This window comes from Carboxylicivirga linearis, from assembly GCF_018271995.1.
GTDB classification, from domain to species: domain Bacteria; phylum Bacteroidota; class Bacteroidia; order Bacteroidales; family Marinilabiliaceae; genus Carboxylicivirga; species Carboxylicivirga linearis.
Map to the genome: position 1 here is coordinate 205,366 of NZ_JAGUCO010000002.1, position 26,773 is coordinate 232,138.

Consider the following 26,773-nt stretch of genomic DNA (forward strand, 5'->3'; position numbering starts at 1 on the left):
ATAAAATTACAGCTTTTTGTCTCACAAATTTTAGCTGTTAGCTTATGGCTAATAGCCACTAGCATGACCTATATTATATTTTATCTATATAACTCGTTAGTTTTTAGTGTAAATGATGGTTGGGATTATTGATGATACCCAATTTTCAATCTGTAATTTATCTTGATACTTATGTCTTGATACTCTAATCTTAATTATTCGCTACTGCCTTCTGCCTAAAAACTAACTATCTCATTTATGATCTTTCCACAAAAACTTCATGCGTTCGTCTATTTTGACTTCCTGGGCATTGTTCTGAGGCTTGTATAAGCGTTGTTTTTTTACTTCATCGGGCATAAAATCCTGCGCTGCAAAGTTATTAGGATAATCGTGTGAATACTTATATTGTTTGCCGTAATTTAATTCTTTCATCAATTTAGTAGGAGCATTGCGTAAATGCAAGGGAACAGGCAGGTTACCTGTTTGCTTAACTAGTGCCTGAGCATCGTTAATTGCCATATAAGCTGAATTACTCTTAGGACTTGTTGCCAAATAAATGGTTGTTTGCGAAAGAATAATGCGCGACTCGGGCCAGCCAACTTTATTGATTGCATCGAAACAATTAGAGGCTAATAACAATGCATTGGGGTTGGCTAAACCAATATCTTCTGATGCAGAGATGATTAATCTGCGGGCAATGAATTTAGGGTCTTCGCCACCTTCAACCATACGTGCCAACCAGTAAACGGCCGCATCAGGATCACTTCCTCTTATCGACTTGATAAAAGCAGATATAATGTCGTAATGCATCTCTCCATTTTTATCGTACTGAGCCGGATTTTGCTGAAGATTATTGGTTACCAGTTCATCGTTGATGATAATTTCATCTTTACTGATTTCGGCATTGGTAACCAGCTCCAGAATGTTCAACATTTTACGTGCATCACCACCCGAATAGCGTAGCAAAGCATTATCCTCTTCAACGGTTACTTTCTTATCCTTTAGTAAAACATCTTTGGTTAGAACACGGTTTACTAAATCAAGTAAATCCTCTTTATCCAATGCCTTTAATACGTATACCTGACAGCGAGATAAAAGCGGAGAAATAACTTCGAACGATGGATTTTCGGTAGTGGCACCTATTAAAGTAACAACGCCTTCTTCAACGGCTCCCAGCAAGCTATCTTGTTGTGATTTACTAAACCGATGGATCTCATCAATAAAAAGAATAGGAGAGGGTGAACTGAAAAAACGTGATTTACGCGCCTTATCAATTGCCTCACGTACATCTTTAACACCCGAATTAATGGCAGAAAGCACATAAAATGGTCTTTCAAGCGTTTTTGATATAATACGAGCCAAAGTGGTTTTACCAACTCCCGGAGGTCCCCAAAGAATAATGGATGAAATAACCTTTCGATCAATCATTTTGCGCAGAACGGCACCTTCGCCAACCAAATGTTTTTGTCCAATGTAATCGTCAAGGTTTTGGGGCCGCATACGTTCGGCCAATGGAGGATATCCGCTCATAAATTCAAAATTCTTAAGAGTTCAAAAGTACAAAAAGCGATTGAATGTAGGAAGTCAGTGGACGGAAGACAGAAGAAGTTTACCAACAAGTTAATGCTTTGATTTGTCAATTAACTATGCATCAATCGAACTATTCTATTGAAGAAGTGTTTTTCAGAAAAGCATTTGCTATGAAAACAATATTAACAGCATTAACAATAATCATTACCATGACTATACAAGCTCAGGAAACAGCAACTTTTGGAGGTGGATGCTTCTGGTGTACAGAAGCTGTTTTTGATCAATTAAAAGGAGTAAGTAAGGTAGAATCGGGATATAGCGGAGGAGAAGTAAAAAATCCCTCGTATAAAGATGTATGTACCGGTTTAACAGGTCACGCCGAAGTAATTCAAATTACTTTTGATCCGGAAGTAATTGCTTTTGAAGACTTGCTGGAAGTGTTTTTTGCAACTCACGATCCAACCACATTGAACCGTCAAGGGGCTGATGTAGGAACGCAGTACAGATCAGTGGTTTTTTATCACAACGAAAAACAGAAGGAAATTACTGAGTTGGTAATTAAATCGCTGGATGAAGAACGTATTTTTGATAGCGCTATTGTTACCGAAGTGTCAGCATTTGATACTTTTTATAAAGCTGAAAATTATCATCAGGACTATTTTGCCAATAATGCCAGTCAACCTTATTGCAGGGCTGTAATAGTGCCTAAAATGGATAAATTCAAGAAGCTTTTTAAAGAGAAGATTAAATAATAAGTCTGAAGACAGAGGACCGAAGACGGAAGATTATCCGATGTGACAATTTTAAATAAATAGAAAAATAGCTATTAGCAGGCAGCTAATAGCTATTTTTTTTGATTCTAATGTTCGTGTCCTTCTTCTTCAACTTCAATGTCAATAAAAACCTGACTTTCGTTGCCGGCAGTATCAAAGCAGTATACACCTAAATGATATTCGCCTGGTTCAGCATTTGCGGGTACTTCAATTCCTGAAATAGCGGCTCGGTCTTCTTTGGCTTCTGTTAAATCGCCCGACCAGCTTTGTTCCCATTCAACATGATCATCCTCAGTTGTTGATTTTACAGCAGCAGTATGATCATGGCCATCGCCATTATAATGGATCTCTACCATATACGATTTTAAGGCAACATTATCCGTAAATAGGGCTTCAAAGTCAAAGGTGTCGCCTTGATGAAAATGACGTGCATCTTCGGCTGGTTTAATAATTTCAATGGTTGGTTTTGTTGTATCCACATCATCATCATTACATGATACAAAAAATAGTACTAAAGCTGCTAAAATTAATGTATTCTTCATTTGTTTATTATTTGTTTCGATTCAATTTCTCAGGTCTCATCTGACCTTTTTTGCCTAAAAAGGCACTTTAAACATTATTTGAATATTTCGCCCTTGTTCTGGTATTTCTACCTGGCGATAAAAACTCATATGGTTGTAAAATCTCTTATTTAACAGGTTAAAGCCTTGCAATACCAATTCGGAGTTTTGGCTGGGCCACGATAATTTGGTGGATAATCCAGCTCCAAAAATGATATATCCATCGGTAGATTCTTCGTTGCGGGCTACTCTGTTTTGAGATGATGCAAACCGGGTATTGACAAACACCTTTGTATTGCTTAAACCGGATAATCCTTTAAAAATGGAATAATCCAACTCTACAAAGCCATTTAAAGGAGGTGTAAAGGGGAGTGGATAGCGTTGAGAAGATTCCTCTGAGACCTGACGATTATACACATATTCTAAAGTAAAATCGGCATTCATTCTGGAGTTTAACTTCTTTCTTGCCATAAACTCAATTCCCATTAGAATTGCTTCTGATTGTGAATACTTGTAAATCTGGCCGGCATGGGGTAGTTGACTCCACTCACCACTGGGCTGCAAAAACAAGTAATTGCTGAAGTAATAGAAATAAGGACTTAATCCAATTGCCAATCCTTCAATATTAAATTCAGCATTTGCATCCACATAATAACCTCGTTCCGAATCCAGATCCGGATCGCCCAATTCATGCCTGAATGAGCCATGATGAACTCCGTTTGAGGCCAACTCAATAGCCGTAGGCATGCGGAACGCCTTTCCAATATTAAATCGGGCAATCCAGTTTTTATTAGGTTGATAAAACAAACCCAGTAACCAACTTATATCGCCATAATTTTTATTGATTTGTGAACTTCGCTGCGCATAAAAGGTAGCTTCATCAGTACTCATACCACTGCTAATAAAATAATCGTAAAGAATGGGATCGAAATAAGCTTCTGTATGAAGGTTGGAAGCATCGTAGCGCAAACCAGCTTCAAAAGTTAACTTATCCGATAGTTGGTATTCATCTTTTACAAATAAACCCAAAGCATAACTATTGTATTCAGGCAATAAAAAATTATAGCCGGCCGATGTGTTTGTTCTGTACTGATTCTGAAATCCAAATTCAACTTTATGATTATTTAGGGCCGTAACACGGTATTTTGCATTCGCAATATATGTGCTTAAACGAAAGTCAAACTCCAGATTTGGATCTTTCTCGGGTGCCGGTTGATTAGCATAATGGGTATGAAACAAGCTGTGTTCTTGTCGTAAATTATACTGATAAGCCAAATCAACCAGTAAAACACCTGATGAAAGAAAGAACTTACTATTACTTAATACCTTTGAATGGTTTGCCAGCTGATGCGGATAATCAATGTTTCGATAGCTGCCATCGTGCTGAACCCTATCTATATCGGGTACTCCATGGGCACCCGGAAAGAAGCCTGATTTTTGATAAACATTACTCAATGTAAGCGATGTTTTATAGGTCTTTCCTAAATAGCCATATTGAAGATAGGCATCATACTCTTTTCCGGCCGTATTTTTCAGACGTTGATTATAAACCGGAATTCGTCGGTTGAGATAAACAATTTCGTCGGTAGGTACCCGGTAATCGCCAAAATCAAGCGCCGAAATACGTCCTTTGAAATAGTTGTTTTCACCACGTCCCTGCAGATAAGCCGAGGCACCTATTGTTCCATTAACACTCTTGCCTAATAAACTGGCTGTTCCGCTAAATGAATGCTCCTCGGGTACCAAATCATTATTGATATTAATATAACCGCCAATGGCATCGCTACCGTATTCAATACCAGAAGCTCCTTTTACAATTTCGGCTGTTTCAATATTAAAAGGATCAATCTCCAAACCATGATCAGCACCCCATTGCTGCCCTTCCTGTTTTATACCATTCTCACTCACCACAACTCGGTTAAATCCCATTCCTCTAATAACAGGTTTAGAAGCATTAGCACCAATATCCATAGAGTTTACACCCGGCAAACGCTCCAGACTCTTTATAAAAGTACCATTAAGGTTTTGCATCATAAATTCGGTTGAAACCACCTCGTTTTTACGCGATTTACTGGTGTCGATGCGATTCCCTTTAATAGCAATTTCCTTCAAGTGCCGGGGCGTACATTTCAATCGGGCATGATACGTACTGTTCTTACTGATTGTTATGGTATCGGTAAGGGTATGATGACCAATGAAAGATACTTCCAGGGTGTAAGTGCCGGCTAATAGATTATCAATTTCAAAATTACCATTGTAATCACTAACGGTTCCTGCTTCAACCGGATGTATAACAACTGCAGCACCTGTTAATACTATGTTTTTATCGTCAACAACCGATCCTGTAAGCGTATAACTTTTCTGCCCCAAAGCATTTGCAATGGAAATACTCATGCATAGTAATAGCATGATTTTCTTGCTCATATTATTAAATAATTGAGATTAAACCACCTGAGAATAATTGGCTTATTATTCTATTAGTTACCTAAGCCATACTATTGACTCAAACAACTAAATCAAAATATAGTATGTTTACAGCCCTTCATTAGAATAGTAAGCTATTACCTTCTTTTAAAGACTTAACTATAACCTGGGTTCGATAAGAAATAACATGCTCAAATCGCCTATAAATACTACGTTTCAGAGAATATTTACGAATACATAGCTAAGCTATGACAAGTAGATATTATGTAGAAAAATGGTTTTATAAGTGAAAAATCATACGCTTCTTAACCAACAATCTTTTAATAAAGCTTGAGCTGTCTAATTTAAACCGAATTCAGGTATTAAGTTAAAAGAGTAGGAGGGGCTCTGGGGGATTTAACTGTTTTATCGCGAAGCGAATGTATATTATTTATAGCAATTACAAGTATGCTATAATTACAATCAACAATTGAAAGATATGAGTTGTGTTGGGGTAAGTCTTTTACCGGAAATTCATATTCACATATTGGACACAGGCTTTTTAGTTCTGAGAAACTCTCATTGGTAGCCCCGTTATCATGCTTTTGTACTTGAACATCACAGCTTGAATCAGCACAGATATGAACATCATTAAGATGATGATGCACCACGTGCACTGATTGAAAAGCTATAGGATACAGTAATATCCCGAGTAGCAGAATGGTAATATGTGATTTAAGTTCTTTCAATCAGTTAATATAAATCAAGTATAAGTATTGGTAATAGGTGGATGCAAATGTAATTTATTTGCAACACTGTTGCAAATAGGGAGCGATTTTTAATATGAAATGTTTTCGTATATCATAAACAGTACCAATTTAATTAGGACAACCATATTGCTTAGTTTTTTCTAATTAATTATCAAATAAATAGTTAATTAATATTTATTATTATATTTTAGCGTTGCTATCCTCTAGGTGCTTACACGCATTTTAATCTAAAATCCATGAAATTATTCTTAACCTTTAGTTTCGTATTTCATTTTAGTCTATTATTAGCTCAAGACCCTAACTGGCAATGGCCAATAGTCGGACAAAAAGCAGGAGAAAATATTCTGTTTCAACCTGAAGATTATATCAGGCAAGAGAAAAACTATGAAAACATATTTATAGGTGCTCCAGAAGGTACACCTATAATTGCTCCTGTTGATGGCACTATTATACGTTATTTTTATAGATATTCTAATTCGCTGACTAACAGTATGAGTTTTCATCATGGAGGACCTGATGGAGATAGTTTGAAGGAGTTTGATAAAAGACTACGTAAAGAATTATCTTCAAAAGGCAACTATCTGGAGCAATACATTTCTCTAACAATTGGGGTTTCCTGCGGTAAAGGCTTAAATTATTGGATAAGTGGAGTACGCCCTTATAAATGGTTAAAAACAGGCGAACTCGTTCAAAAAGGAGACACCATTGGTATGGTTGGATATGGATATAAAGAGATATATGAACCTCATATTTTATTTTCAGTAAGCTTAAACGGTAAAGCTGATGACCCAATGAAACCCTTTGGTATTCGATCTTCTTTTAAACCATACAAACCTGAACCATTAAAATCTGAATTATCAGTTGTGGAATTACTCGAGGATTATACTGTTTTTCAGGAATCATTGGAAGAAGGCCATCCGGGTTTATACGATTACAATTCTAAAGAGAAAATGGATTTAATTTTCGCGCAGATCCGTAAAAAGATTGACCACCCCATGTCATCCGGTGACTTTAAGGAATTAATACAACCAGTGGTAGATTCAATACGAGATTCGCATAGTTTTTTATTCAGTAGCGAAAAAGTTAAAAAAGAACCCTTTAAAGGACGTATTGATTTGCCAATTTATTTTGGAATTTGCGAAAACAGAGCCATTGTTTACAGAGCGGCATTGGAATATAAAGATTTATTGGGTAAAGAAATTGTAATGATTAATAATGATTCTATTTCTGAAATTCTACAAAAAGTCCCCACACCAGCAGGTTCATTCAAAATAGAAGGATATGGTCAAAGTAAATTTGATTGGATGAAATTGGTTTATTACAGTATCAAGTATTATAATGATTATGCAAATTATCAGGAAGGTGATTCCATTACCATAAGTTTTTCGGATAGTACCAACATAAAATTAGATTGTGCATTTCGATCAAAGGAATACATCAAAACAATGGAAAATATTCTTCCCTGGACTGATAAATCTAAAATGAGGAACCTGTCGGTTTCAGAAGTGGATTCAAATACGGTGTATTTTAGAGTTAATTCGTTTGTTTTAGATCAGGTTGGTCATGATAGTCTTCGTATTAAAATGAATGAAATATGTAAAGCAAATTATAAAAACTTAATTATTGATGTGCGTGATAATTGGGGGGGTAATAATTCTTATAATCTATTGTATTCGATGTTGGCTAACAATCCCTACAAAATTCAGTATGGTTCAATGGTCAAAAGCAATTCTGAGTTTAACTTTCTAAAACATGTACAATCTTATATGGGTATTGATACCATTCATCTATTTCCTGATTACAAAAGAATTGAAGGCAAAGAAGGTTATTACCATTTGAATAATCGGGTATCAATGCCTCACGATAGTATTCATTTTACGGGGGATGTATATGTATTAGCCAACGAAAATTCGTATTCGGCAGCCACGTTATTCCCGGCATTGGTTCATAAATATAAAAGAGGAACCATTATAGGGCGCGAAACCGGTTCATGCTATTATCAGATGAATGCGTATAAAAGTGCTACAATACGACTAAAGAATACTAGATTGGATTTGAAAATACCATTGGTAAAGATCATTTTTGATGATGAAATAAATTCAACTATTCCTTGGGGAAGTGGTGTATTGCCCGATTATCAGATTAACTGGACCTATGATGAAGCATATAATCAGTCCGATCCTATTATGGATTTTACTTTGAAACTGATCATGCAAAAAGAAGATATGAATGTTAATCATGATAATTGGAAATCGAATATAATTACAATCGCTATTATTGGTTTCATACTGATAGGTGGATTTCTATTCTATATCAAAACTAAACTTTTTAGTTAGTTACAGTTTTTTTTATTGTGTAATATGTTCAAATGACCCAAAATCACAAATTTTTCATTCGGGGCATAAACTTTTCATTTAGGGTCATCGAAAAATGGCTCAACATCATAAACTTTTCATTTCCGGTCACCAATAAATAGTTCAAAGTCATATGCTTTTTATTTCCAGAAGTAAAAAATGGTTTAAGGTCACCAACTTTTCATTCCGGATCTCAGAAAATGATTTAAAGTCACAAAATTTTGATTCAGGGTCATAAACTTTTCATTCCGGGTCACAAAAAAATGACTCAAGGTCACCAACTTTTCATTCTGGGTCACAAATAAATGGCTCAAGGTCATGAATTTTTCATTTCCGGTCACCAACTTATCATTTAACGGCGCCTCCGAGCCAAAAAATTATGGAAATAAATGAAAAGCATAAGCTTCAAACAAAATATGATCAATCGGAACCAGAATATTAATTGATAACATAAACAATAATGTAAATACAGAGAAATAGTTATTTTTGGATTATACACTTTAACCTGTTATATGAAACCATTAACCATCCTGACACTCCTTCTACTAATTGGTGTACATGTTAACTCTCAAAGCCTGCAGCAGTCGAATAGAAACGATTACCTGACTATTCAAAGCGGTTTGTTAATTGATGGCTATAATTCGTTGGGTGTTCGTACCTATTTTGAGTACCAAAAACAGATTAAGAATAACTGGTATTATGGAATCTCTTACGAGCATTCGAGGCATTTAGGTTTTGCCATAACAGATCAATTGCACGAACTCAACAGCAATAATAGCTTGTTCCATGTAAATGGCTATTACAAATTGGGTGTGGTAAACGATCGACTTTTTTGGATGGCTGGAGCCGGCATGGGGGCATTGCATACTAATTGGGACGATCATGATAGTTTTGGATTAAGTTTTAATGCCAGTATTACTTTAAATCTCAAACTATCAAAACAAATCTATCTCGAAACCTCTCCATTAATTATTCTTTTACCGACAAACAGGGTTTATTATTCACCCATGAGTATCGATCATTTTAATAAATTCTATGCATTTACTTTTTTCCCGTTTGGGATAAAAGTAAAATTGTAATGATGGTTAAAGAACTAATAGGGATCTATTCCTAAACAATCAATTCATTGGTTTGTAAGATTAATAATACATTGATAAAAAAATATGCAGAATTTTAAATTAAACGACGGAAACCATATTCCGGCATTGGGATTTGGAACTTATAAATCAACCGAACAAGAAGGAATTGAAGCTGTGAGTTTTGCACTTCAAAACGGATATAAACTGATTGATACAGCAGCCTTTTATCATAACGAAGAAGCGGTAGGCAAAGGCATTGCAAAGAGCGGTATTGCACGTGAGGATGTTTTTGTAACCACCAAATTGTGGCGCGAATGTCTGGGGTATAAATCAGCCAAAGAAGAATTCGAATTATCACTTCAAAAATTAGGTTTGGATTGTATCGATTTATATCTGATACACTGGCCAGCCAATGCTAAAAACTACAACGACTGGCAAAAGGCAAATGCTGATACCTGGCGTGCCATGGAAGAGTTGCAGCAAGAAGGCAAGATTAAATCTATTGGAGTGAGTAATTTTTTTCAGGAACACTTAGAGGCTTTATTTACAACAGCAAAAGTTAAACCTGCTGTAAATCAAATTGAGTTTCATCCGGGATATTGGCAAAAAGATTTGGTACAGTATTGTCAGCAACAGGGTATTGTTGTGGAAGCATGGTCGCCATTGGCAAGAGGAAAAGTGTTTCAGAATGAATTACTTCAATCTCTGGCTAAAAAATACAATAAAACAATTGCTCAGGTTTGTTTACGTTGGATTATTCAGCACGATGTGGTGGCCATACCCAAATCAACAACCAATCAAAGAATAATTGATAATTTAGATTTGTTGGATTTTGAATTAACCACTGATGAAATGAATACGATAGATGGTTTACCTCAAATGGGATTCAGTGGTGAGTTGCCCAATATTTGGCCCGATAAGGTTTGATTTTTGCTATCTTGGCATTCGTTTTTTAGTTTACATTTCCCCGATAGCTATCGGGGAAAACTAACACACTAAATACTATGAAAACCATACGCATCCATTACTTACAGCATGTTCCTTTTGAAGGATTGGGTTACATCGAAACCTGGGCTAACGAGCGGAATTATCCTTTAACATCAACGCTTTTGTATGAGGAGGCCAAATTTCCGGCAATAGACGACTTTGATATGCTAGTGGTTATGGGTGGCCCAATGGGTATTTACGATGAGGATGTTTATCCGTGGTTAAAAGCTGAGAAGGCATTTATTCATTCGGCCATTGAAGCGGATAAAATAGTTCTAGGTGTTTGTTTGGGGTCTCAATTTATTGCTGATGCATTGGGCACAAAGGTATATGCCAACAAACAGAAAGAAATTGGCTGGTTTCCAATTACTAAAACGGACACTGCGAAAGGAGAGGAGTTGATAAAAGATCTCCCTGAATCAATGATTGTGATGCACTGGCATGGTGATACATTTGATTTGCCTGATAATGCGGTTCATTTAATGCAAAGTGAGGCTTGTGTTAATCAGGCTTATCTATTTAATAATAAAGTACTGGGACTGCAGTTTCATATGGAATCAACGCCTGATTCATTACTAAATTTAATAGAAAATTGCAGAGAAGAATTAGTACCGGAAGAGTATATTCAATCCGAGGAAGCTATTTTAAAGTCTCTGTCAGAATGCAATACTACTAATCAATATCTATCCTCTATTTTGGATAGGTTAGTTGGAAAGTATACTTAATGAAAGTGTATTAAAATAAAGCATATACTGCAGAATAAAAGAGGCTGTCATAAAATGACAGCCCTTTTTCGTTTAAATTATAAACTTATATCACCATAATTCTCATCATCGCTACTTATTCTTTTCATAAGTTGTGATTCAGCAGGTACAAATGAATTCAGATGATCCTCTTTTAGTTTCATAATTGCATCCAGTACTTCAGGATGTTCAGCTGCAATATTGTATTTCTCCGATGGATCAACATTTAAATTGTATAATAATGGAGGATTATACTCCTGTGGTTTTGCATCACCATATCCGGCTCGTGTTTTAAAATGCGCTTTGTAGTCTCCTAAACGAATGGCAAATATATCGTCTCCCCGGTAATAGAATATTTCATTACGTTCTGATCTTTTCTCGTTCAAAAGCACGGGCGATAAATCATATCCATCAATCTTGTCTTTGTTTTCAATCTCAACCCCAGCTAAATTACAGATTGTAGGATATAAATCCAGGGTAGAACCAATATCCATTATCACCCCTTGATTGATTTTTGAAGGCCACCAGAAAAAGGATGGTTCGCGCATACCACCTTCATAGGTGCTTCCTTTACCTTCTTTTAATAAGCCGGCAGAACCTCCAAGTTCATCAAATAAAAGCCATGGTCCGTTATCTGAAGTAAATATCACTAAGGTATTTTCATCAAGCCCTCTTTCTTTCAATGCATTCATTAATTGTCCGGCACTCCAGTCAATTTCTTCAATAACATCACCATAAGTTCCTCTTGCACTTTTTCCATCAAAATCTTCAGAGGCAAACAAAGGTACATGTGGCATGGAATGAGCCAGGTAAATAAAGAAAGGATTATCTTTATTTTCATCCATAAACTGAATGGCCTCTTCAGTGTATCTTTTTGTGATATTTTTTTGATTGAAAGGTTTTTCAATCACCTCATTGTTTCGGTATAAAGGAACCTGAAAGTACTCAACTTTAGGATCGAAACACGATTCCTGATGATCTAAGCCGGCTATACGGTCCATATCATTGCTGTATGGCACACCAAAAAAATAGTCAAATCCATGGTTTAACGGAAGGTACTGAGGTAGGTGACCCAAATGCCATTTGCCTAAACAAGCTGTTGAATATCCTTTGGTTTTAAGGGCTCTAGCAATGGTTGTTTCGGTTTGTTGTAAACCTCCATCCGAATCCGGAAACAAAACTCTTCTGCTTTCATCACCCGACATTCCATTTCTAATTGGTAAACATCCGGTTAATAACCCGGCTCTGCTTGGGGTACATACTGACGACGCTGCATAGAAATTAGTCCATTTCTGGCCTTCTTCAGCCATTCGATCTAAATTAGGTGTATTAATGGTAGGATGCCCAAAAGATCCGGTATCACCATAACCCATATCATCTGCAAAAATAATAATGAAATTAGGTTGTTGATGTGTTGTTTCTTTTGTTTCGGTTTCTTTAGTATTGGTATTTGTACAGGAGCTGAATATGAATATGCCTGCTAATAGCAGTAGTAAATTAAATCTTTTCATTTTCCGTTTATTATGGAATTATTAAAAAGAAGTAAACATTACAGGCGTGGGCAAATGTAATAAATAATATCAGAAATTAATGATTATTTTATTCATCAAAGAGTATTATTCTCCGGTATGCTTCTTTTTATATTCGGTAGGAGTCATATTGGTATGTTTTTTAAAGAAGATATTAAAAGCTGTTTTAGAATTAAAACCACACTCAAATGCTATCGAAAGAATTGTCCAGTTTTTGTATTGTGGCATAATCATAAGTTGTTTGGCGTACTCGGTGCGATATTCATTTACAAAAGTGTAAAAGTTTTTTTTCAACTTCTCATTTAATACCTGCGATATAAAATGCTTTGGTATATCAATGTCCTCCGATATTTTGGCAAGCGATAATTCCGGATCTTTCCATACCTTAGAATTGTTCATGTAGTCAATAAGTTTCTTCAAATGATGTTCAGCCTGATCATCCTTTAATCCCGATTTCTTGTATCGGTTTGATTTCTCCTCTTCTTCCTTCTCTGTTTTGGGAGTTATCTGTTCCGGTATCGGATCGGAAATTAACTGTTTTTGCTTTGATCCCCATAGACTAATGATGTATACAAAAATCAGGTAAGCTAAGTTTCGGAAGTTATCAAGGTTAAAGTCAATTGGTATGTGTTGGTAAAATCTGCTAATAGGTATAATAAGGTAGTGAAGAGTTATAAAAGAAAAGAGGATTACTCTGAGCCAGTTAAGGTTAATTCTATGAGATTTGAAAGAGTAAAAGTCCCGAATTTGTTTTCTGTAACGACGTATAAATATATGTGCTTTAGCAGCATAAAATAAGATGCAGGCAAACAATATAAACGCAACAATTGCCATTGTTATCGTTTTCTGACTATAATGGTCTGAAAAACTTTGTATACTATTAATTTTCGGGTCGTAAACCAGGGCAGAAATAATCAATCCGGCAAGGGCAGGTAAAAAATGCAGATAATCGGTTTTTATAAAGCTTTGATAAACATTTGTAATGTATTTTGAATACAAATAAAGAAAAGAAGGAAAGGTAATTGAAATTGTTACAAAAATAGGCCATACTCCTTTGTCAACAACACCGGCATCGAGTTTAACTAAATTAAAAACAAACATTATTGAAAAAGTTAAAAGCCAAATGCCTAAAATTTTATCAGCTATGTTTAAAGGCCTTTTTATAAACATTAAAACGGCAGCAAAAAGAGACTGAGAAATTCCAAAATACAAAATTGCTTCACCCATAATTGTAGTTGACATACATCATTTACAAAACACAAAAAGTTAATTAGTGATCGAGAGAGGAAAGGTTTAATTTTTTGTAAAAATAAGTTAAAATTTTGAATCAACAACCTGTTTCATTTCCATAAAATTCCCATTCTGAAACCTGAGATTCGCTAAAAATGTCATGTTATTGTTAAAAATAATAAATTAACTAACTAGTTTATTAATATTTATTAATAATTGATTTAGAGCGCGCTAATAAATGCGAACGCCTGATGCTTATGCAGGAAAACGTACTTTTCAATAGGCTAATTTATCGGAACGAATTAACTGTTGTGAATAAATAGGTTTACCCTATGGAATCAGCAAAGGAATCCAGATTATAAAAAATCATTTTAATAATTACAAACAATAAAAAAAGTGCATTTGAATGATGGTATCAACACTTAACGAAGTAAACAGCAGGCAAAAATCATTCAATTGGCTTTTAAAAAATTACTTAATTATGAAAAAATCTATTTATTATTTATTCGTTCTGATAGCTCTTACTTTAACATCAGGAATTAATGCAGCAGAAAGTGAAGTTTTTGTAGGAAAATGGGAGATAACCATTAAAGATACACCTAAAGGAGATGCGATTATACATGTTACATTGGCAAATGAGCAAGGAGCATGGAGTGGAACAATGCTTGGAATTACAGAAGGTGATACAGAGCCAAGTAAATTTGACAGAGTGGAAGAGGAAGATGGCGGATTAGTAATGTATTGGGTTACACCTGATGGATATAGTGTTTATCTATTTATAGAGGAAGATGGTGACGATCAAATTATAGGTACAATGGTAGATAGTTTTGATGTGACCGGAAAACGTTTAAAAGAAAACAAATCAGAATAATCTTCTCTGATTTATAATCAACTTACTTCTGGCTGGAAAATAGCAGCATTTATGAATATGTGGGAATATTAAGGTGTTGATCTTTATCTGTTTGTTTAGATCAATTAGGCTTCTATTGTCATATTGTTAATTCAAAAATAGCTGATAATTAACCTCTCGAAAGGTATTGAATTCTAGGTAGAATTAAAGTTGATAAGATTATACATAACCTGAATGAAAAAATAAAAAGATGAATAAATTCTTAATATTAGGGTTGCTGCTTTACTCGATGATCTTTTCTCATGCTGTAAATGCTGCTGAAAATAGTGATTCGAAGGAATTGCAATTAAGCATGTCAAAACTGGATTCTATTTATCACGAACCATTTATTGACGTAGACGAATGGCGCGATACACCAACTCCACACCGTTATGTTCATGGTGGATTTAAAGGAACAGGTTTACGGTTCTCATATTATATGCCACCCAAAGAGCAATATCAAGGACGGTTTTACCATTATATAACACCAGTGCCGGATAGCGAATACCTTTGTCAGGGGCATGAAGGAGAAGAGGACAAAATCTCATTCGCAATTGAGAGTGGAGCATACTTGATTGAGACTAATGGAGGTGGGGAAGATGCTACGGCATTACCGGGTAAAAACATCGATCCGGAAATTGGAGGATATCTGGCAAATGCAGCGGCTGCAAAATATTCGCGTACGGTTGCCCTTAAAATGTATGAGGGTACAAGACCCTATGGCTATTGTTTTGGAGGTAGCGGAGGTTCGATACGAACCATTGGAGGAATGGAAAATACTGAAGATATCTGGGATGGAGCTGTTCCGTTTGTAACAGGATCTACGATGGCTATGCCAAGTGCCTTTACAGTAAGAATTCAGGCCATGAGGGTGTTGAAGGATAAGTTTCCTCAAATATTGGATGCTGTTGAACCGGGTGGTAGTGGTGATATGTATGCCGGATTAAATGAAGAAGAGAAAATAGCTTTGGAAGAAGCTGTAAAAATGGGATTTCCGGTAAAATCATTTTACGATTACGAAACCATGGGCATTCATGCCTTTGCGGCTTTGTATGGCGGAATGGTAATTTCTGACAGAATGTACTTTAAAGACTTTTGGAAAGTGCCAGGCTATGAAGGTGCTAATCCAACGCAATCTCTTTTGGAATCTCGTATTCAGCACAAAACCTTTATTAAAAAAATAATTACAGCTAAAGAAGCCAAAGCATTGGGCTTAGATTTTGGAAGAGAACCCGGTGAAAAGAAAGGTAAAAGAGGTTCTGCCGATTTGGCCTGGAAAGCATTAGACGAGAAAGAGGCAAAAATGCCTGTTGCTTTTCAGTTAAATCAGGCTGTTCCGGTAAACTCTGACGATTATTTAGGTGGTGATATCATCATGAAATCGGGTAGCGCACGACGTAAATCTATTTTTGTAAAAAGGATTCAGGATGATATCGTGATTTTAGGAAAAGCCAATCCCGATGTTTTGAAGAAAATTCATGTAGGTGACCAAGTTTTGGTTGATAACTCAAATTTCCTGGCGGCTCAATCTTATCACAGACATTGTGTTCCTTATGATTTGGATGAATATCCTGCCTGGCGACAATTTTGTGATGAAGACGAAAATCCGCTTTATCCCCAGCGTCCAATGCTTTTAGGTCCTATGTTTAGCAGTTTTGCTTCCGGAAAATTACAAACAGGTAAGTTTAATGGTAAAATGATTATTGTACAAAACCTGTGGGATAAAGAAGCTTATGCGTGGCAAGCCGATTGGTATTACAATAAGGCTACGAAGCATTATGAAAATATAGATGACCGACTGGTTGTTTGGTACAACGATCATACGTTACATGGTGATTTTTCAAAGCAGAAAGATCCTACCCGAACGGTTAGTTACTTAGGAATTCTACAACAAGCTTTACGGGATCTAAGTGCATGGGTTGAAAAAGGAATTCAGCCTCCGTCAACCACCAATCATAATATTGTTGATGCACAGGTTTTGGTTCCCGAAGAGGCTTCTGAAAGAATGGGTATTCAACCGGTAGTTACAGTACATGCTAACGGTGGTAAACGAGCTGATGTGAAAGTAGGCGAAAAGGTGACGTTTACGGCTACTGTAGAAGTACCAACAGGCACAGGAAAAGTAATTGCGGCAGAATGGGATTTTGATGAAAAAGGACTTTTTCCTGTAGCAGAGAAATTGAAAAAAGGAAAGCTAAGTAAAGACGGTACAAAACTTACTATTACACGAACATACAAGTTTGATAAACCAGGAACTTATTTCCCTGCTTTAAGAGGAGTATCACAGCGAGATGGAGATAAGGAGACATCTTTTTGCCGCATTCAAAATCTTGGGCGGGTACGTGTTGTTGTTGAGTAATGTGTTATCACAACTTAATCTTCAAGGTAAGATGAAAGCTTTATTAATGATGCACTTTTTAATAAATCAGTAAATAAATTCAATGAAAAAAAATCTATTAATTGCCTGTTTAGCTATGGCTTCTATTGCCAATGGGATTATTTCCTATGGACAGGAAAATAAAGCTAAATCGAAGGATCAGAGTTTACAGGTTGATTCTTTGATTAACAAGAAAGAGGAGAAGAACCGGAATGTGATGCTGAATGCAGAAAACAATACAGGTCCTCGAAATGTGAATATTGGATTACCTTTTCAGGGCGATATTGTAATTCTGGAAAACGATGTTCCTGTTGTGTTTAATTTTGTACCTACTATTCCTACTTCAGCATGGAGAATGGATAATAGTCTGCAGGGTTTAGGTCTGCTTTCTTTTTCAGAAGGAGCCTTAACCTGGGGTAAAGTGGGTTTTGCTGTTAAATCAGATTCAAGAGATGCAAGTAGAAAGTTTAAAGGTTTTGCCAATGTTTACAGCAATAGTTTTGGATCTTCAAGATATGACCTAACCGTAACCGGGCCATTTAATAAAAATGGTTGGGGTTACATGTTAAGTATGTATCAAAATTACGACAGAGGAAATGGATACAATCATATGTATACCCCCTGGAACGATCGGACTCAACAATTTAAAGCAGCTATAACCAAGCAATACAAAAAAGGTTCGGTAAGGCTTCTGTATAAGTATGTTGATAATAAAAGTTTCTTGTTTAACTATGGCCCAATTGTATACAAGGGAGATGGAGAAACAGAAGCTATGGATGGTTTCCGACCAGGAAAAGATTCTTATTATTTAAGATCTGGTATGTATCCTCATTATAATCCCTGGACCGGTGAAAAAGCTTTTGCTGATATGACTGATGATGAGATGTTCAGATCTCAGTCACATAATATTTATATTACAGGCGATCATAAATTTGATAATGGATGGAAGTTAAAGTATACCACCATGTATCAGGACATGAATACACCTTTGTTTACATCTTTTCCTGTAAGTTTGATGGTTATGGATCCTGATCAGTATCAGCAACAGGGAGCTTCGTTTACTTATTATGGTACCGATGTGCCTTATGATGGATCCATACAGTGGACCTACAATCAGTTGATTCCACAGTCGGAAAATAAATCATTGTTGTCAAGAGTTGAATTCACTAAAAAGGTTAATAATCATAGTTTACGCTTTGGATTAACCAGTCAGTATAATTCTGCTTCTATGACAACTTATAAAGGTATGATGATTCATACAGTTGAAGCAAATCCTCAATTATTAGATTATCATCAATTGTTTCCTCCGGATTATCTGTACCCCGGATTTCCAGGTGGAAATGTTCAAATTACCGATGGTGGTTTAATGCCGGGAAGTGCATCAGGTTATGGCGACTATAACGAAACAAAGTACCTGAAAACAGCATTCTATTTTTCAGATGATATGAGGGTTACATCATGGCTGGACTTTGGTTTAGGTGTTCGCTTAGAACATCAGAATAAACACGAAGTAAACAACCCTTACATTAATGAAATTATCGGTGATAAGCCCTTAGTTGAGAATGATTTTAATAATAAACTAAATAAGGTATTTACAGCTAATGCAGTTGTTAAACTAAGCGATAAATTTGGTTTGGTTGGTGATGCCACCTATAATTCATGGTACGATAGTTATTGGGATTTTACAGCGCGCGATGAAAATGGTAATCCTATAGCCGGAGAAGGAGAGGATGCACCACGACGTACTGTTCCTAACGACTTTGAGACTAATGTTCAGTTATATAGTGGAGGAGTTTACTTCAACTTAGGCAAGAAACTAAGCATAGTTTCAAAGGTAACTAATATCTCAAAGAATAAAATCAAATCAGAAGGTATGAATATTACCAATCCTGATAATCCAAATGAGAGACAGGCGTTTGATCCTATTTTTTATGATATTAATACTTTTGGATGGACAACAGATATCGTTACCAGTCCATTCAAGAATTTTAATCTTCACTTATTAGTTACTTTGCAAAAACCTGAATATCGTAACTTTAGTTATAGTGCGTTTAATGTTACATACGACTATAGTAATAACATTATTCCGGAGCTTTCTCAAACATTATTGGAAATTGACCCAAGTTATACAATGATGAAAGGTAAACTTAAAGCATGGGTTAGTTTACGTTACTTCGGTAAACAGTACGGAAATCAAACCAACGCTTTTTCATATAATGCTTGGTGGGAAAACTTTGGTGGATTACAGTATCGTATGAGTCGCAAGGTGAATCTTAAGTTTCAGGTTACCAACTTTTTGGATCAGGCTGGTATTAGAGGCTCTGTTCAAGGGGCTGCTCAGATTACATCTGATCAAAACTATGTAAATCGCAAGATTGTAGCGGGTGCTATTCGTCCAAGAACACTCGAAATGTCTGTAGACTTTAAATTCTAACATCTAAAGAAAAATAAATAATTTAGAAAGATGAACATTATTGTTCATCTTTCTTTTTTTATGCTTTAGTGAGCTAATCTGCAGCTTAAATACATTTAATGAAAATATTTTGTTTCTTATTGATTAGTATTGGTTAAACGATTTATAGGTAAAATATGAAAATCCAAAATAAAATAATAGTAGTTACCGGAGCAGGGAGCGGAATGGGGCGCGAATTAACTTTGCAATTAGTGCAAAAAGGTGCTAAGGTAGCAATGGTTGATATTAACGAAAGCGGATTAGAGGAGACAGTCAAATTAGCCGGCGAATCTAATGTTTCTGTTCATGTTACAAATATTTCCGATCGCCAAAGTGTTGAGCAATTGCCAAAAGCGGTAATCAAACAGCATGGAGCTGTGGATGGAATCATAAATAATGCAGGAATTATTCAGCCATTTATAAATGTAGCTGATTTAGATTACGACCACATTGAACGCATTATGAACGTTAATTTTTACGGCACCTTATATATGACCAAGGCTTTTATGCCTCATCTTTTAAAACGCCCCGAAGCTCACATTGCCAATGTTTCGAGTATGGGAGGTTTTATTCCTTTTCCGGGACAAACATTTTACGGAGCGTCTAAAGCTGCAGTTAAGCTGCTTACCGAAGGGTTATATGCGGAGTTGAAGGAAACCAATGTTAATGTAACTATAATTCATCCTGGAGCTGTAAATACCAATATAATGTCTAATTCGGGTGTTGAGACAAAAGAGAAGGAAGAGCAATCAAAAGAAGCATCCGGCATGACATTACCTGCCCCCAAAGCAGCTGCCATAATGATTAAAGCCATAGAAAAGAATAAATTTCGGGTAATGGTGGGTAAAGATGCCCGAATATTGGATAAGATTTATCGTTTAGCACCCCGTTTTGCTACTAATTTCATTGTAAAAATGATGAAATCTCGTATACACTAAAACATCCAAGAGTATTAGGCAATAAATTAATGGCTTTGTTTTTGATGTGATTTATCTTTTATAATTTGCAGGCAATAAAAGTGAAAATTGATGATGAAAGTAGTTGCAATCAACGGCAGTCCGAAGAAGAAAGGAAACACAGCACATGCCATTCAGCTGGTGGCTAATGAATTGGAAAAAGAAGGGATAGAAGTTGAAGTTATACAAGTGGGGTCACAGGCATACACAGGATGCACCGCTTGTGGGGCTTGTGCCAAAAACAAAGATGAGAAATGCACCATTAAAGGTGATGATTTAAATAAAGCCATTCAGAAAATAAAAGAGGCCGATGGTATTTTGTTGGGATCGCCGGTTTACTTTGCAGATATTAACGGAACCATGAAATCGTTTTTAGACAGAGCCTTTTATGTGGCCAGTGCCAACGGAAAATTGTTTCGTCATAAAGTTGGAGCATCCATCGTAACGGTAAGAAGAACAGGAGGGACACAGGCTCTTCAAACCATGAATCAGTATTTACAATTCAGCGAAATGTTTATGCCATCATCTAACTATTGGCATATTTTACATGGTAATACACCCGGAGAAGTATTAAAAGATGAAGAAGGGGTTCAAATAGCGCGTGTTCTAGGTAAAAATATGGCTTTCTTGCTTAAAGCTGTTCATGCTAAAAAAGATGAGCTACCTGAAGGAGAACCGAAAGTGAAAATGAATTTGGTTCGTTAAAATGAGTTTGTGTACTATCACGCAAGCTCTTTGCGCGTCTACTTAAAACGATTCCGATAAACTAAAAATAAAACTATGGCTGTTGCGACCGAATGCGATGTCGCAGGCCATATTTATTTTAAATGCAGGGAATATACGGTATCTCAATCCACCACCCACCGAAGGAAGTGATATATTATCACTGATTTGATTGGGCTGATCAAACAACCATCCATAGCCACCAAAGCCTACGCATCCCCATCGTTTGGCAAACATCCATCTGAATTCTGATTGAAGGGTAACTATAGATGAGTTGATGTAATTTCCGGTACTATATCCTCTTAAAATTGGCGACGCTCCAGGTGAAGCCATTTCATGTATAGGAATTGTACCGTATCCAAGCTGAGTGTATACCCGATTGGCCCAAACCATATTATCATTCAAACTATAATAATTGGATATTCCCAGATTGATTTTATCGAATTGATAATGATTTAATTTTGTGTCAAACAGTTTAGTGTAGGATAATGATCCCAACCATCCTTTTACCGGGTAAAAAATGTCATCACGACTATCATAAGAGCATCTTACTCCCGGAGTGTTAAACCATTCATAGTCAGAAATAGTATTATTGCTCTTTATTTCAGTTTGAATGTAATTACTACTAAAAATAGGTCCTACGTAAAAATATTTTGTCACCAGAGCCAATACCGAAATATTAGAAACAAATCCCTTAAAGCGGATATCGGTATAATCATTGTCCGGGTTGTAGTAGAAATCGTAAAAGCGATATTTCATAGAAGCATAACCTACATAAGCATCCATCCAAAAGCGATTTCGGTTTAAGTAAGTGGTTTGTTTGGCACCCGCTATGTATGAACCGGCCAAGTTGGTATATAAAATACCCTGCGATATGGAAGGATTGGTTTCAGGAGTGAATTTCTTATGCTTATAAACGGCCATGGGCACAACTGCTATACCTGTTCCGAAGGTTGGATTAAATACTGGTGCCGGAACAACTCCAATATCTTTGCTTAGGGAGTTGTTAACCAGAGAATCAATGGTATTAATCGTTTTAGTAATGTTTTTCTGTCCTTTAACATTAATAGGGATAATACAAATTAATAGTATTCCAATGAATAACGATTTATTTAATGTTATCAACTGCATCTTCAATGGATGGTTCTTTTTTATTTATTTGCTTTAATATAAGAATTAAAAAACCGGTAATAAAAGTAATGGCGCTTATAACATGAAGTATGCCAAGAAGTCTTTCGATAGAAATAAAAATTTCAAAGAAGTAACTAGATTGTTGATTGTCAGGATAAATAAATATTTGATAAACTAAGAGTAAAAGACTAATCAGTGATCCTATGGACAGTAAGAGACTGTCTAAAACACGAGATTTTATTAAATAATAAACACTGATAATAGAAATCAGAATGATAGGAAATAATAATCTGATATCCCCCAATAAATTAAGCTCCAAAGTTCCCATAACACCCCAATTCAAATCCAACAATAACTTTTGGTTTGAGTAAGATAAGAAACAGTTGCAAGATTTTCCAGTTAATTGAATGAATCAATACCACCGGTAAGATTTATAAGATTTGTAAAGCCTTGCTGTTGAAGAAACTGTATCACGTGTTTACTTCTGATGCCTAGATGACAATAAATTACAACAGGCACATTTTTAGGTATCTCATTCTGTCGATCAGGTATTTGTGCCATTGGGATATGAACACTACCTTCTATTTTACTATTCGCCACTTCCTCAGCCTCACGTACATCAATCATTACCGGGACATTATTTTGTAAGATCATCTGTTTTAATTCACTGGCACTAATTTCTTCTTCGATGAATTTAGTGCTAACATCGCAGAACTCGTTATAACTACTAAGTTTGGTAATTGTTGGATTCTTACCACAACATGGACAATCATGGTCCTTAATAAATTTCACTTCATTAAATTGCATGTTAAGGGCATTGTAATTAAGTAAACGCCCCACCAATGGCTGTCCGATACCACAAATTTGCTTAATTACTTCTGTAGCCTGAATTGTACCAATTACACCGGGTAAAACACCCATCACTCCTGCTTCGGCGCACGAAGGTACTGTGCCGGGTGACGGAGGATCGGGGAATAAACAGCGGTAGCAAGGTCCCTGCTGGGTGCCAAAAACAGAAACCTGTCCTTCAAACTGATGTATAGATCCAAATACATTTATTTTACCCGCTAAAACGCATGCATCATTTACCAGATAACGGGTTTTAAAATTGTCGGTACCATCGCATACATAATCATATTGACTGATTATTTCAATGGCATTATCCGTAGTAAGGGCATCGTTGTAGATCTGAAAGTTTACAAAGGGATTGATTTCTTTCAGCGATTCCAGAGCCGATTCTGTTTTTAATCGTCCAACGTTAGAAGATTTATGAACAATCTGCCTTTGTAGGTTGGAAGCATCAACTGTATCAAAATCAACTAATCCAAGGGTTCCAACACCTGAAGCAGTTAAATACATCGATAAAGGAGATCCTAATCCACCGGTACCCACTATTAAAACCTTTGCATGTTTTAATTTTTTTTGTCCTTCAACGCCAATCATAGGTAGTATAGTGTGTCGTTTGTAGCGCTCCAGTTCTTCCTTTGTTAAATGCATGTTAATTTGAGAATTTAAGTGATCGAAGATAAAGATTTGTTGTTTCATTTAAAATGGACTGATGACTTTACAGGAAACTGTTTTAAAAAAATAGTAAAATAACTTATTGACATTGAATGTATCATGGGGTACTGAGAAAAATATATTGTTTTTAAGCAGGAATAACGAAGGAAAACACAATAATTCACGTCAATAAATCATACAAGATTTAAGTAAGAAAGGAAATGGGAATTAAAAGAATTGGATTTTTAATAGCAATGCTTTTGCTATTTAATATTAATTGGGTACAAGCCGAAAACCCCAATTCACCTGAAAAGGAAGGGGTTGTTAAAGGAAAGATTTACGATGGTAAATCAAAAAAACCAATAGAATATGCCACTGTAGCAATTTATAAAAAAGAAGATGATTCGGTAGTAACCGGAACCATTACCGATGAAGATGGGCAGTTTAAGGTAAAAGGTTTGGATCCGGGGAGTTTTTATATTGTGGTTTCGTTTTTAGGATATGAAAACAAGCGATACGATGATGTTTTTGTTGAATCGGGCCGTGATGTTATTGATTTGGGAAGTATTGAATTGGGAGCATCATCAACAGCCATTGATGAAATTGAAGTAGTTTCCGAACGTCAAAGTGTAGAATATAAGATTGATAAAAAAGTTGTTTCTGTAGGTAAGCAAATGACTTCGGCCTCTCTTTCAGCAGTTGAAGTTTTGGAGAATGTGCCATCTATACGTGTTGATATTGAAGGTAATGTTTCTTTGAGGGGAAGTACCGGTTTTACGGTATTAATCGACGGTAAACCAACTGTTATGGATCCGAGTGATGTGTTACGTCAGATACCGGCTTCAACCATTGAAAATATAGAGATAATCACCAATCCATCGGCCAAATACCAACCGGATGGAACTGGAGGTATCATTAATATTGTTACCAAGAAAAATCGGCTGCAAGGGGTGCAAGGTCTTTTTAACTTAAAAGGCGGCTCATTTGGCATGTATGGTGGTGATTTTCTTTTAAATTATCGTAAGAACAATTTTAATTTTAATCTGGGGGCTGATTATAACTATCGACCATTTCCCGGATCGAGTTACAGCGAGCGCAGAACAACCAATAACGATACTACAACAATCATCAGAGCCAATGGAGATAGCGATCGTGAATTTAGAATGGTTGGAATAAGAGGTGGGTTTGATTGGGATATCACCGAAAAAGACGTATTTACATTAGGCGTTAGAATTGGTGATTTTAGAATGGAAAATAGTTCATTGCTTGATTACAGAACCATTCAGTTAGCTGATGGATACGAAAGCGATGAAGTTCAGGAATTGAGCCTTAATAATGGTCAGCGAGGTGGAAATTGGTATTCTTTTACAACTAACTATACTCACACCTTCGAAGAAAAAGGACATGAATTAAGTGCTCAGTTGAATTATCGTTACAGAGATGGAGATGATACTTCGGAAAACATTTTGAAGGATGGTGCTAATAATGTAACCGATGGAACTAAAACAACCGAATTTGGCCCTTCAGGACGCTGGGAGTTGCGTTTGGATTATACTAAACCTATAGGTGAAGATAAACGTTTTGAAGCCGGTTTTCAGGGGAGAAAAAGTGTGAGCCAGGATGAAACGGAACTATATATATGGGAAGATGGTGGTTTTGTTGAACAAACCGATAAGGGAAATACAACCGATTACGACCGTAATATCATGGCATTGTATTCAACCTTTAATGGCAAATACGGCAATTTTGGTTATCAACTGGGTTTGCGTGGAGAATACACTTTCCGCGATATAACAACACAACGCGATAATCAAACCTATGAAATTGATCGTTTAGATTATTTTCCAACGGTACATCTCTCATATCAGTTACCTTCAGAAAATCAGGTTATGGGTAGTTATTCGCGTAGAATTGATCGCCCCAGAGGTTGGTATCTTGAGCCTTTTATAACCTGGGAAGATATGTTTAATGTACGAATGGGTAACCCCGATTTATTACCTGAGTATATCGATGCTTTTGAGATGGGATACCTGAAGAGTTGGGATAAATCACAACTATCTGTTGAAGGTTACTACCGAATTAAACACAATAAAGTAGAAAGAATACAAAGTGTTTATGAAGAGGGTATTTTGTTGACCACCTTTTCAAATGTGGGTACCGATTACTCTTTGGGAGCTGAAGCAATGTATAACACGCCACTATTTAAATGGTGGGAAATTAATATAATGGGCGATTTATATAATTACCGAATTGATGGTGTAATTAATGATGTCCCATTTGAAAGAACATCATTTAACTGGAGCAGTAGAATAAGTAATACCTTTAAATTACGCAAAAATATGCAGTTGCAGTTAGATGGAAATTATAACAGTGCAACAGTTACATCACAAGGTAGAACCGAAGACTTTTACATGATAAATGCAGCTTACCGATTAGATATGTTTGATCGTAAGCTATCGGCTGTATTACAAATCAGGGATGTGTTTAATACGGGTAATCGCATTAGCATTACAGAAGATCCTGATTTTTACAACTACAGTAAGCGAACACGAAATGCACCAATGTATTCATTTACTTTATCATATCGTTTAAACAACTTCATGCAAAAAAGAGGAAAACGAGGAGATAATGGAGGTGGAATGGATGAAGAATTTTAAATCAATTCATTAATATTGATAAGCCCGGTTTTAACCGGGCTTTTTTATGCAGTTAAGTTTTTAATCAATCAATTTATTTTGACTTTTATTCCAGAAAGAGATGAAATTTCAATAGTTTTATACAATCACAAAGTCAGTAAGATTACCAGTA

At 36.0% G+C, this 26,773-nt stretch carries 20 protein-coding genes; 11 read left to right on the forward strand and 9 right to left on the reverse strand.

Annotated features, from left to right (window positions below):
- Positions 1-231: 231 nt before the first annotated feature.
- Positions 232-1,509, reverse strand: a complete 1,278-nt coding sequence (locus KEM10_RS04245; RefSeq protein WP_212213931.1) for a replication-associated recombination protein A — start codon at positions 1,507-1,509, stop codon at positions 232-234.
- Positions 1,510-1,679: 170 nt separating this feature from the next.
- Here KEM10_RS04245 and msrA point away from each other — a divergent pair, with 170 nt between their 5' ends.
- A complete protein-coding gene (gene msrA, locus KEM10_RS04250) occupies positions 1,680-2,261 on the forward strand; it encodes a peptide-methionine (S)-S-oxide reductase MsrA (protein ID WP_212213933.1) in 582 nt (193 codons plus the stop codon).
- A 107-nt stretch (positions 2,262-2,368) separates the two neighbouring features.
- Here the strand turns inward: msrA and KEM10_RS04255 are convergent, their stop codons facing one another.
- From KEM10_RS04255 to KEM10_RS04265, 3 genes are all read right to left on the reverse strand, one after another.
- Positions 2,369-2,824: a DUF4625 domain-containing protein gene (locus tag KEM10_RS04255; protein ID WP_212213935.1), complete on the reverse strand. Its 456-nt coding sequence runs from the start codon at positions 2,822-2,824 to the stop codon at positions 2,369-2,371.
- Between the two features lie 54 nt (positions 2,825-2,878).
- The gene (locus tag KEM10_RS04260; protein WP_212213936.1) at positions 2,879-5,266 is read right to left on the reverse strand and encodes a TonB-dependent receptor; all 2,388 of its coding nucleotides are present in this window, start codon (positions 5,264-5,266) and stop codon (positions 2,879-2,881) included.
- Between the two features lie 362 nt (positions 5,267-5,628).
- On the reverse strand, positions 5,629-5,994 hold the full coding sequence (locus KEM10_RS04265; RefSeq protein ID WP_212213938.1) for a hypothetical protein: 366 nt from the start codon (positions 5,992-5,994) through the stop codon (positions 5,629-5,631).
- 257 nt (positions 5,995-6,251) lie between these two features.
- Between KEM10_RS04265 and KEM10_RS04270 the strand changes: the two genes are divergently transcribed.
- The 4 genes from KEM10_RS04270 (at position 6,252) to KEM10_RS04285 (ending at position 11,160) form a co-directional block, all read left to right on the forward strand.
- Positions 6,252-8,351 carry a S41 family peptidase gene (locus KEM10_RS04270; RefSeq protein WP_212213940.1) on the forward strand — a complete coding sequence of 700 codons (2,100 nt, stop codon included), beginning with the start codon at positions 6,252-6,254 and terminating at the stop codon, positions 8,349-8,351.
- Positions 8,352-8,881: 530 nt separating this feature from the next.
- Complete coding sequence (locus KEM10_RS04275; RefSeq protein ID WP_212213942.1) at positions 8,882-9,448, forward strand: hypothetical protein; 567 nt, start codon at positions 8,882-8,884, stop codon at positions 9,446-9,448.
- An 84-nt stretch (positions 9,449-9,532) separates the two neighbouring features.
- Positions 9,533-10,375 carry an aldo/keto reductase gene (locus tag KEM10_RS04280; protein ID WP_212213944.1) on the forward strand — a complete coding sequence of 281 codons (843 nt, stop codon included), beginning with the start codon at positions 9,533-9,535 and terminating at the stop codon, positions 10,373-10,375.
- A 77-nt stretch (positions 10,376-10,452) separates the two neighbouring features.
- A complete protein-coding gene (locus KEM10_RS04285; protein WP_212213947.1) occupies positions 10,453-11,160 on the forward strand; it encodes a type 1 glutamine amidotransferase in 708 nt (235 codons plus the stop codon).
- A gap of 77 nt (positions 11,161-11,237) precedes the next feature.
- Here KEM10_RS04285 and KEM10_RS04290 read toward each other — a convergent pair whose 3' ends face one another.
- Positions 11,238-12,689, reverse strand: a complete 1,452-nt coding sequence (locus tag KEM10_RS04290) for a sulfatase family protein (protein WP_212213949.1) — start codon at positions 12,687-12,689, stop codon at positions 11,238-11,240.
- 105 nt (positions 12,690-12,794) lie between these two features.
- Positions 12,795-13,949, reverse strand: a complete 1,155-nt coding sequence (locus tag KEM10_RS04295) for a helix-turn-helix domain-containing protein (RefSeq protein WP_212213952.1) — start codon at positions 13,947-13,949, stop codon at positions 12,795-12,797.
- Positions 13,950-14,418: 469 nt separating this feature from the next.
- Here KEM10_RS04295 and KEM10_RS04300 point away from each other — a divergent pair, with 469 nt between their 5' ends.
- The 5 genes from KEM10_RS04300 (at position 14,419) to KEM10_RS04320 (ending at position 21,316) form a co-directional block, all read left to right on the forward strand.
- The gene (locus KEM10_RS04300) at positions 14,419-14,808 is read left to right on the forward strand and encodes a hypothetical protein (protein WP_212213955.1); all 390 of its coding nucleotides are present in this window, start codon (positions 14,419-14,421) and stop codon (positions 14,806-14,808) included.
- A 229-nt stretch (positions 14,809-15,037) separates the two neighbouring features.
- On the forward strand, positions 15,038-17,185 hold the full coding sequence (locus KEM10_RS04305; RefSeq protein ID WP_212213958.1) for a hypothetical protein: 2,148 nt from the start codon (positions 15,038-15,040) through the stop codon (positions 17,183-17,185).
- Between the two features lie 82 nt (positions 17,186-17,267).
- Entirely contained in the window at positions 17,268-19,637 is a 2,370-nt protein-coding gene (locus tag KEM10_RS04310; protein WP_212213960.1) for a TonB-dependent receptor, read from the forward strand.
- Positions 19,638-19,792: 155 nt separating this feature from the next.
- Complete coding sequence (locus KEM10_RS04315; protein ID WP_212213963.1) at positions 19,793-20,593, forward strand: SDR family NAD(P)-dependent oxidoreductase; 801 nt, start codon at positions 19,793-19,795, stop codon at positions 20,591-20,593.
- 90 nt (positions 20,594-20,683) lie between these two features.
- A complete protein-coding gene (locus KEM10_RS04320; RefSeq protein ID WP_212213965.1) occupies positions 20,684-21,316 on the forward strand; it encodes a flavodoxin family protein in 633 nt (210 codons plus the stop codon).
- Between the two features lie 42 nt (positions 21,317-21,358).
- On the opposite strand, the gene KEM10_RS04325 is transcribed toward KEM10_RS04320, so the two are convergent.
- The 3 genes from KEM10_RS04325 to moeB all read right to left on the reverse strand — a co-directional run bounded on the left by KEM10_RS04325 (position 21,359) and on the right by moeB (position 24,010).
- Positions 21,359-22,465 (reverse strand): BamA/TamA family outer membrane protein, encoded by a 1,107-nt coding sequence (locus KEM10_RS04325; protein WP_212213967.1) that lies wholly within the window; start codon positions 22,463-22,465, stop codon positions 21,359-21,361.
- Positions 22,443-22,793 (reverse strand): hypothetical protein, encoded by a 351-nt coding sequence (locus KEM10_RS04330; RefSeq protein ID WP_212213969.1) that lies wholly within the window; start codon positions 22,791-22,793, stop codon positions 22,443-22,445. The genes KEM10_RS04325 and KEM10_RS04330 overlap by 23 nt, the downstream gene beginning before the upstream one ends.
- A gap of 71 nt (positions 22,794-22,864) precedes the next feature.
- Positions 22,865-24,010 (reverse strand): molybdopterin-synthase adenylyltransferase MoeB, encoded by a 1,146-nt coding sequence (moeB, locus tag KEM10_RS04335; RefSeq protein ID WP_212213972.1) that lies wholly within the window; start codon positions 24,008-24,010, stop codon positions 22,865-22,867.
- A 176-nt stretch (positions 24,011-24,186) separates the two neighbouring features.
- On the opposite strand from moeB, the gene KEM10_RS04340 reads away from it, so the two are divergent.
- Positions 24,187-26,622 (forward strand): TonB-dependent receptor domain-containing protein, encoded by a 2,436-nt coding sequence (locus tag KEM10_RS04340; protein WP_212213975.1) that lies wholly within the window; start codon positions 24,187-24,189, stop codon positions 26,620-26,622.
- Positions 26,623-26,773 lie beyond the last annotated feature (151 nt).

Coding starts and splice junctions, on each gene's coding strand:
- KEM10_RS04315 (WP_212213963.1), top strand. CDS start 19,793: ATGAAAATCCAAAATAAAATAATAGTAGTTACCGGAGCAGGGAGCGGA.
- msrA (WP_212213933.1), top strand. CDS start 1,680: ATGAAAACAATATTAACAGCATTAACAATAATCATTACCATGACTATA.
- KEM10_RS04290 (WP_212213949.1), bottom strand. CDS start 12,689: ATGAAAAGATTTAATTTACTACTGCTATTAGCAGGCATATTCATATTC.
- KEM10_RS04245 (WP_212213931.1), bottom strand. CDS start 1,509: ATGAGCGGATATCCTCCATTGGCCGAACGTATGCGGCCCCAAAACCTT.
- KEM10_RS04340 (WP_212213975.1), top strand. CDS start 24,187: ATGGGAATTAAAAGAATTGGATTTTTAATAGCAATGCTTTTGCTATTT.
- KEM10_RS04300 (WP_212213955.1), top strand. CDS start 14,419: ATGAAAAAATCTATTTATTATTTATTCGTTCTGATAGCTCTTACTTTA.
- KEM10_RS04295 (WP_212213952.1), bottom strand. CDS start 13,949: ATGTCAACTACAATTATGGGTGAAGCAATTTTGTATTTTGGAATTTCT.
- KEM10_RS04275 (WP_212213942.1), top strand. CDS start 8,882: ATGAAACCATTAACCATCCTGACACTCCTTCTACTAATTGGTGTACAT.
- KEM10_RS04270 (WP_212213940.1), top strand. CDS start 6,252: ATGAAATTATTCTTAACCTTTAGTTTCGTATTTCATTTTAGTCTATTA.
- KEM10_RS04325 (WP_212213967.1), bottom strand. CDS start 22,465: ATGCAGTTGATAACATTAAATAAATCGTTATTCATTGGAATACTATTA.
- KEM10_RS04305 (WP_212213958.1), top strand. CDS start 15,038: ATGAATAAATTCTTAATATTAGGGTTGCTGCTTTACTCGATGATCTTT.
- KEM10_RS04320 (WP_212213965.1), top strand. CDS start 20,684: ATGATGAAAGTAGTTGCAATCAACGGCAGTCCGAAGAAGAAAGGAAAC.
- KEM10_RS04280 (WP_212213944.1), top strand. CDS start 9,533: ATGCAGAATTTTAAATTAAACGACGGAAACCATATTCCGGCATTGGGA.
- KEM10_RS04330 (WP_212213969.1), bottom strand. CDS start 22,793: ATGGGAACTTTGGAGCTTAATTTATTGGGGGATATCAGATTATTATTT.
- KEM10_RS04285 (WP_212213947.1), top strand. CDS start 10,453: ATGAAAACCATACGCATCCATTACTTACAGCATGTTCCTTTTGAAGGA.
- KEM10_RS04260 (WP_212213936.1), bottom strand. CDS start 5,266: ATGAGCAAGAAAATCATGCTATTACTATGCATGAGTATTTCCATTGCA.
- KEM10_RS04310 (WP_212213960.1), top strand. CDS start 17,268: ATGAAAAAAAATCTATTAATTGCCTGTTTAGCTATGGCTTCTATTGCC.
- KEM10_RS04255 (WP_212213935.1), bottom strand. CDS start 2,824: ATGAAGAATACATTAATTTTAGCAGCTTTAGTACTATTTTTTGTATCA.
- moeB (WP_212213972.1), bottom strand. CDS start 24,010: ATGAAACAACAAATCTTTATCTTCGATCACTTAAATTCTCAAATTAAC.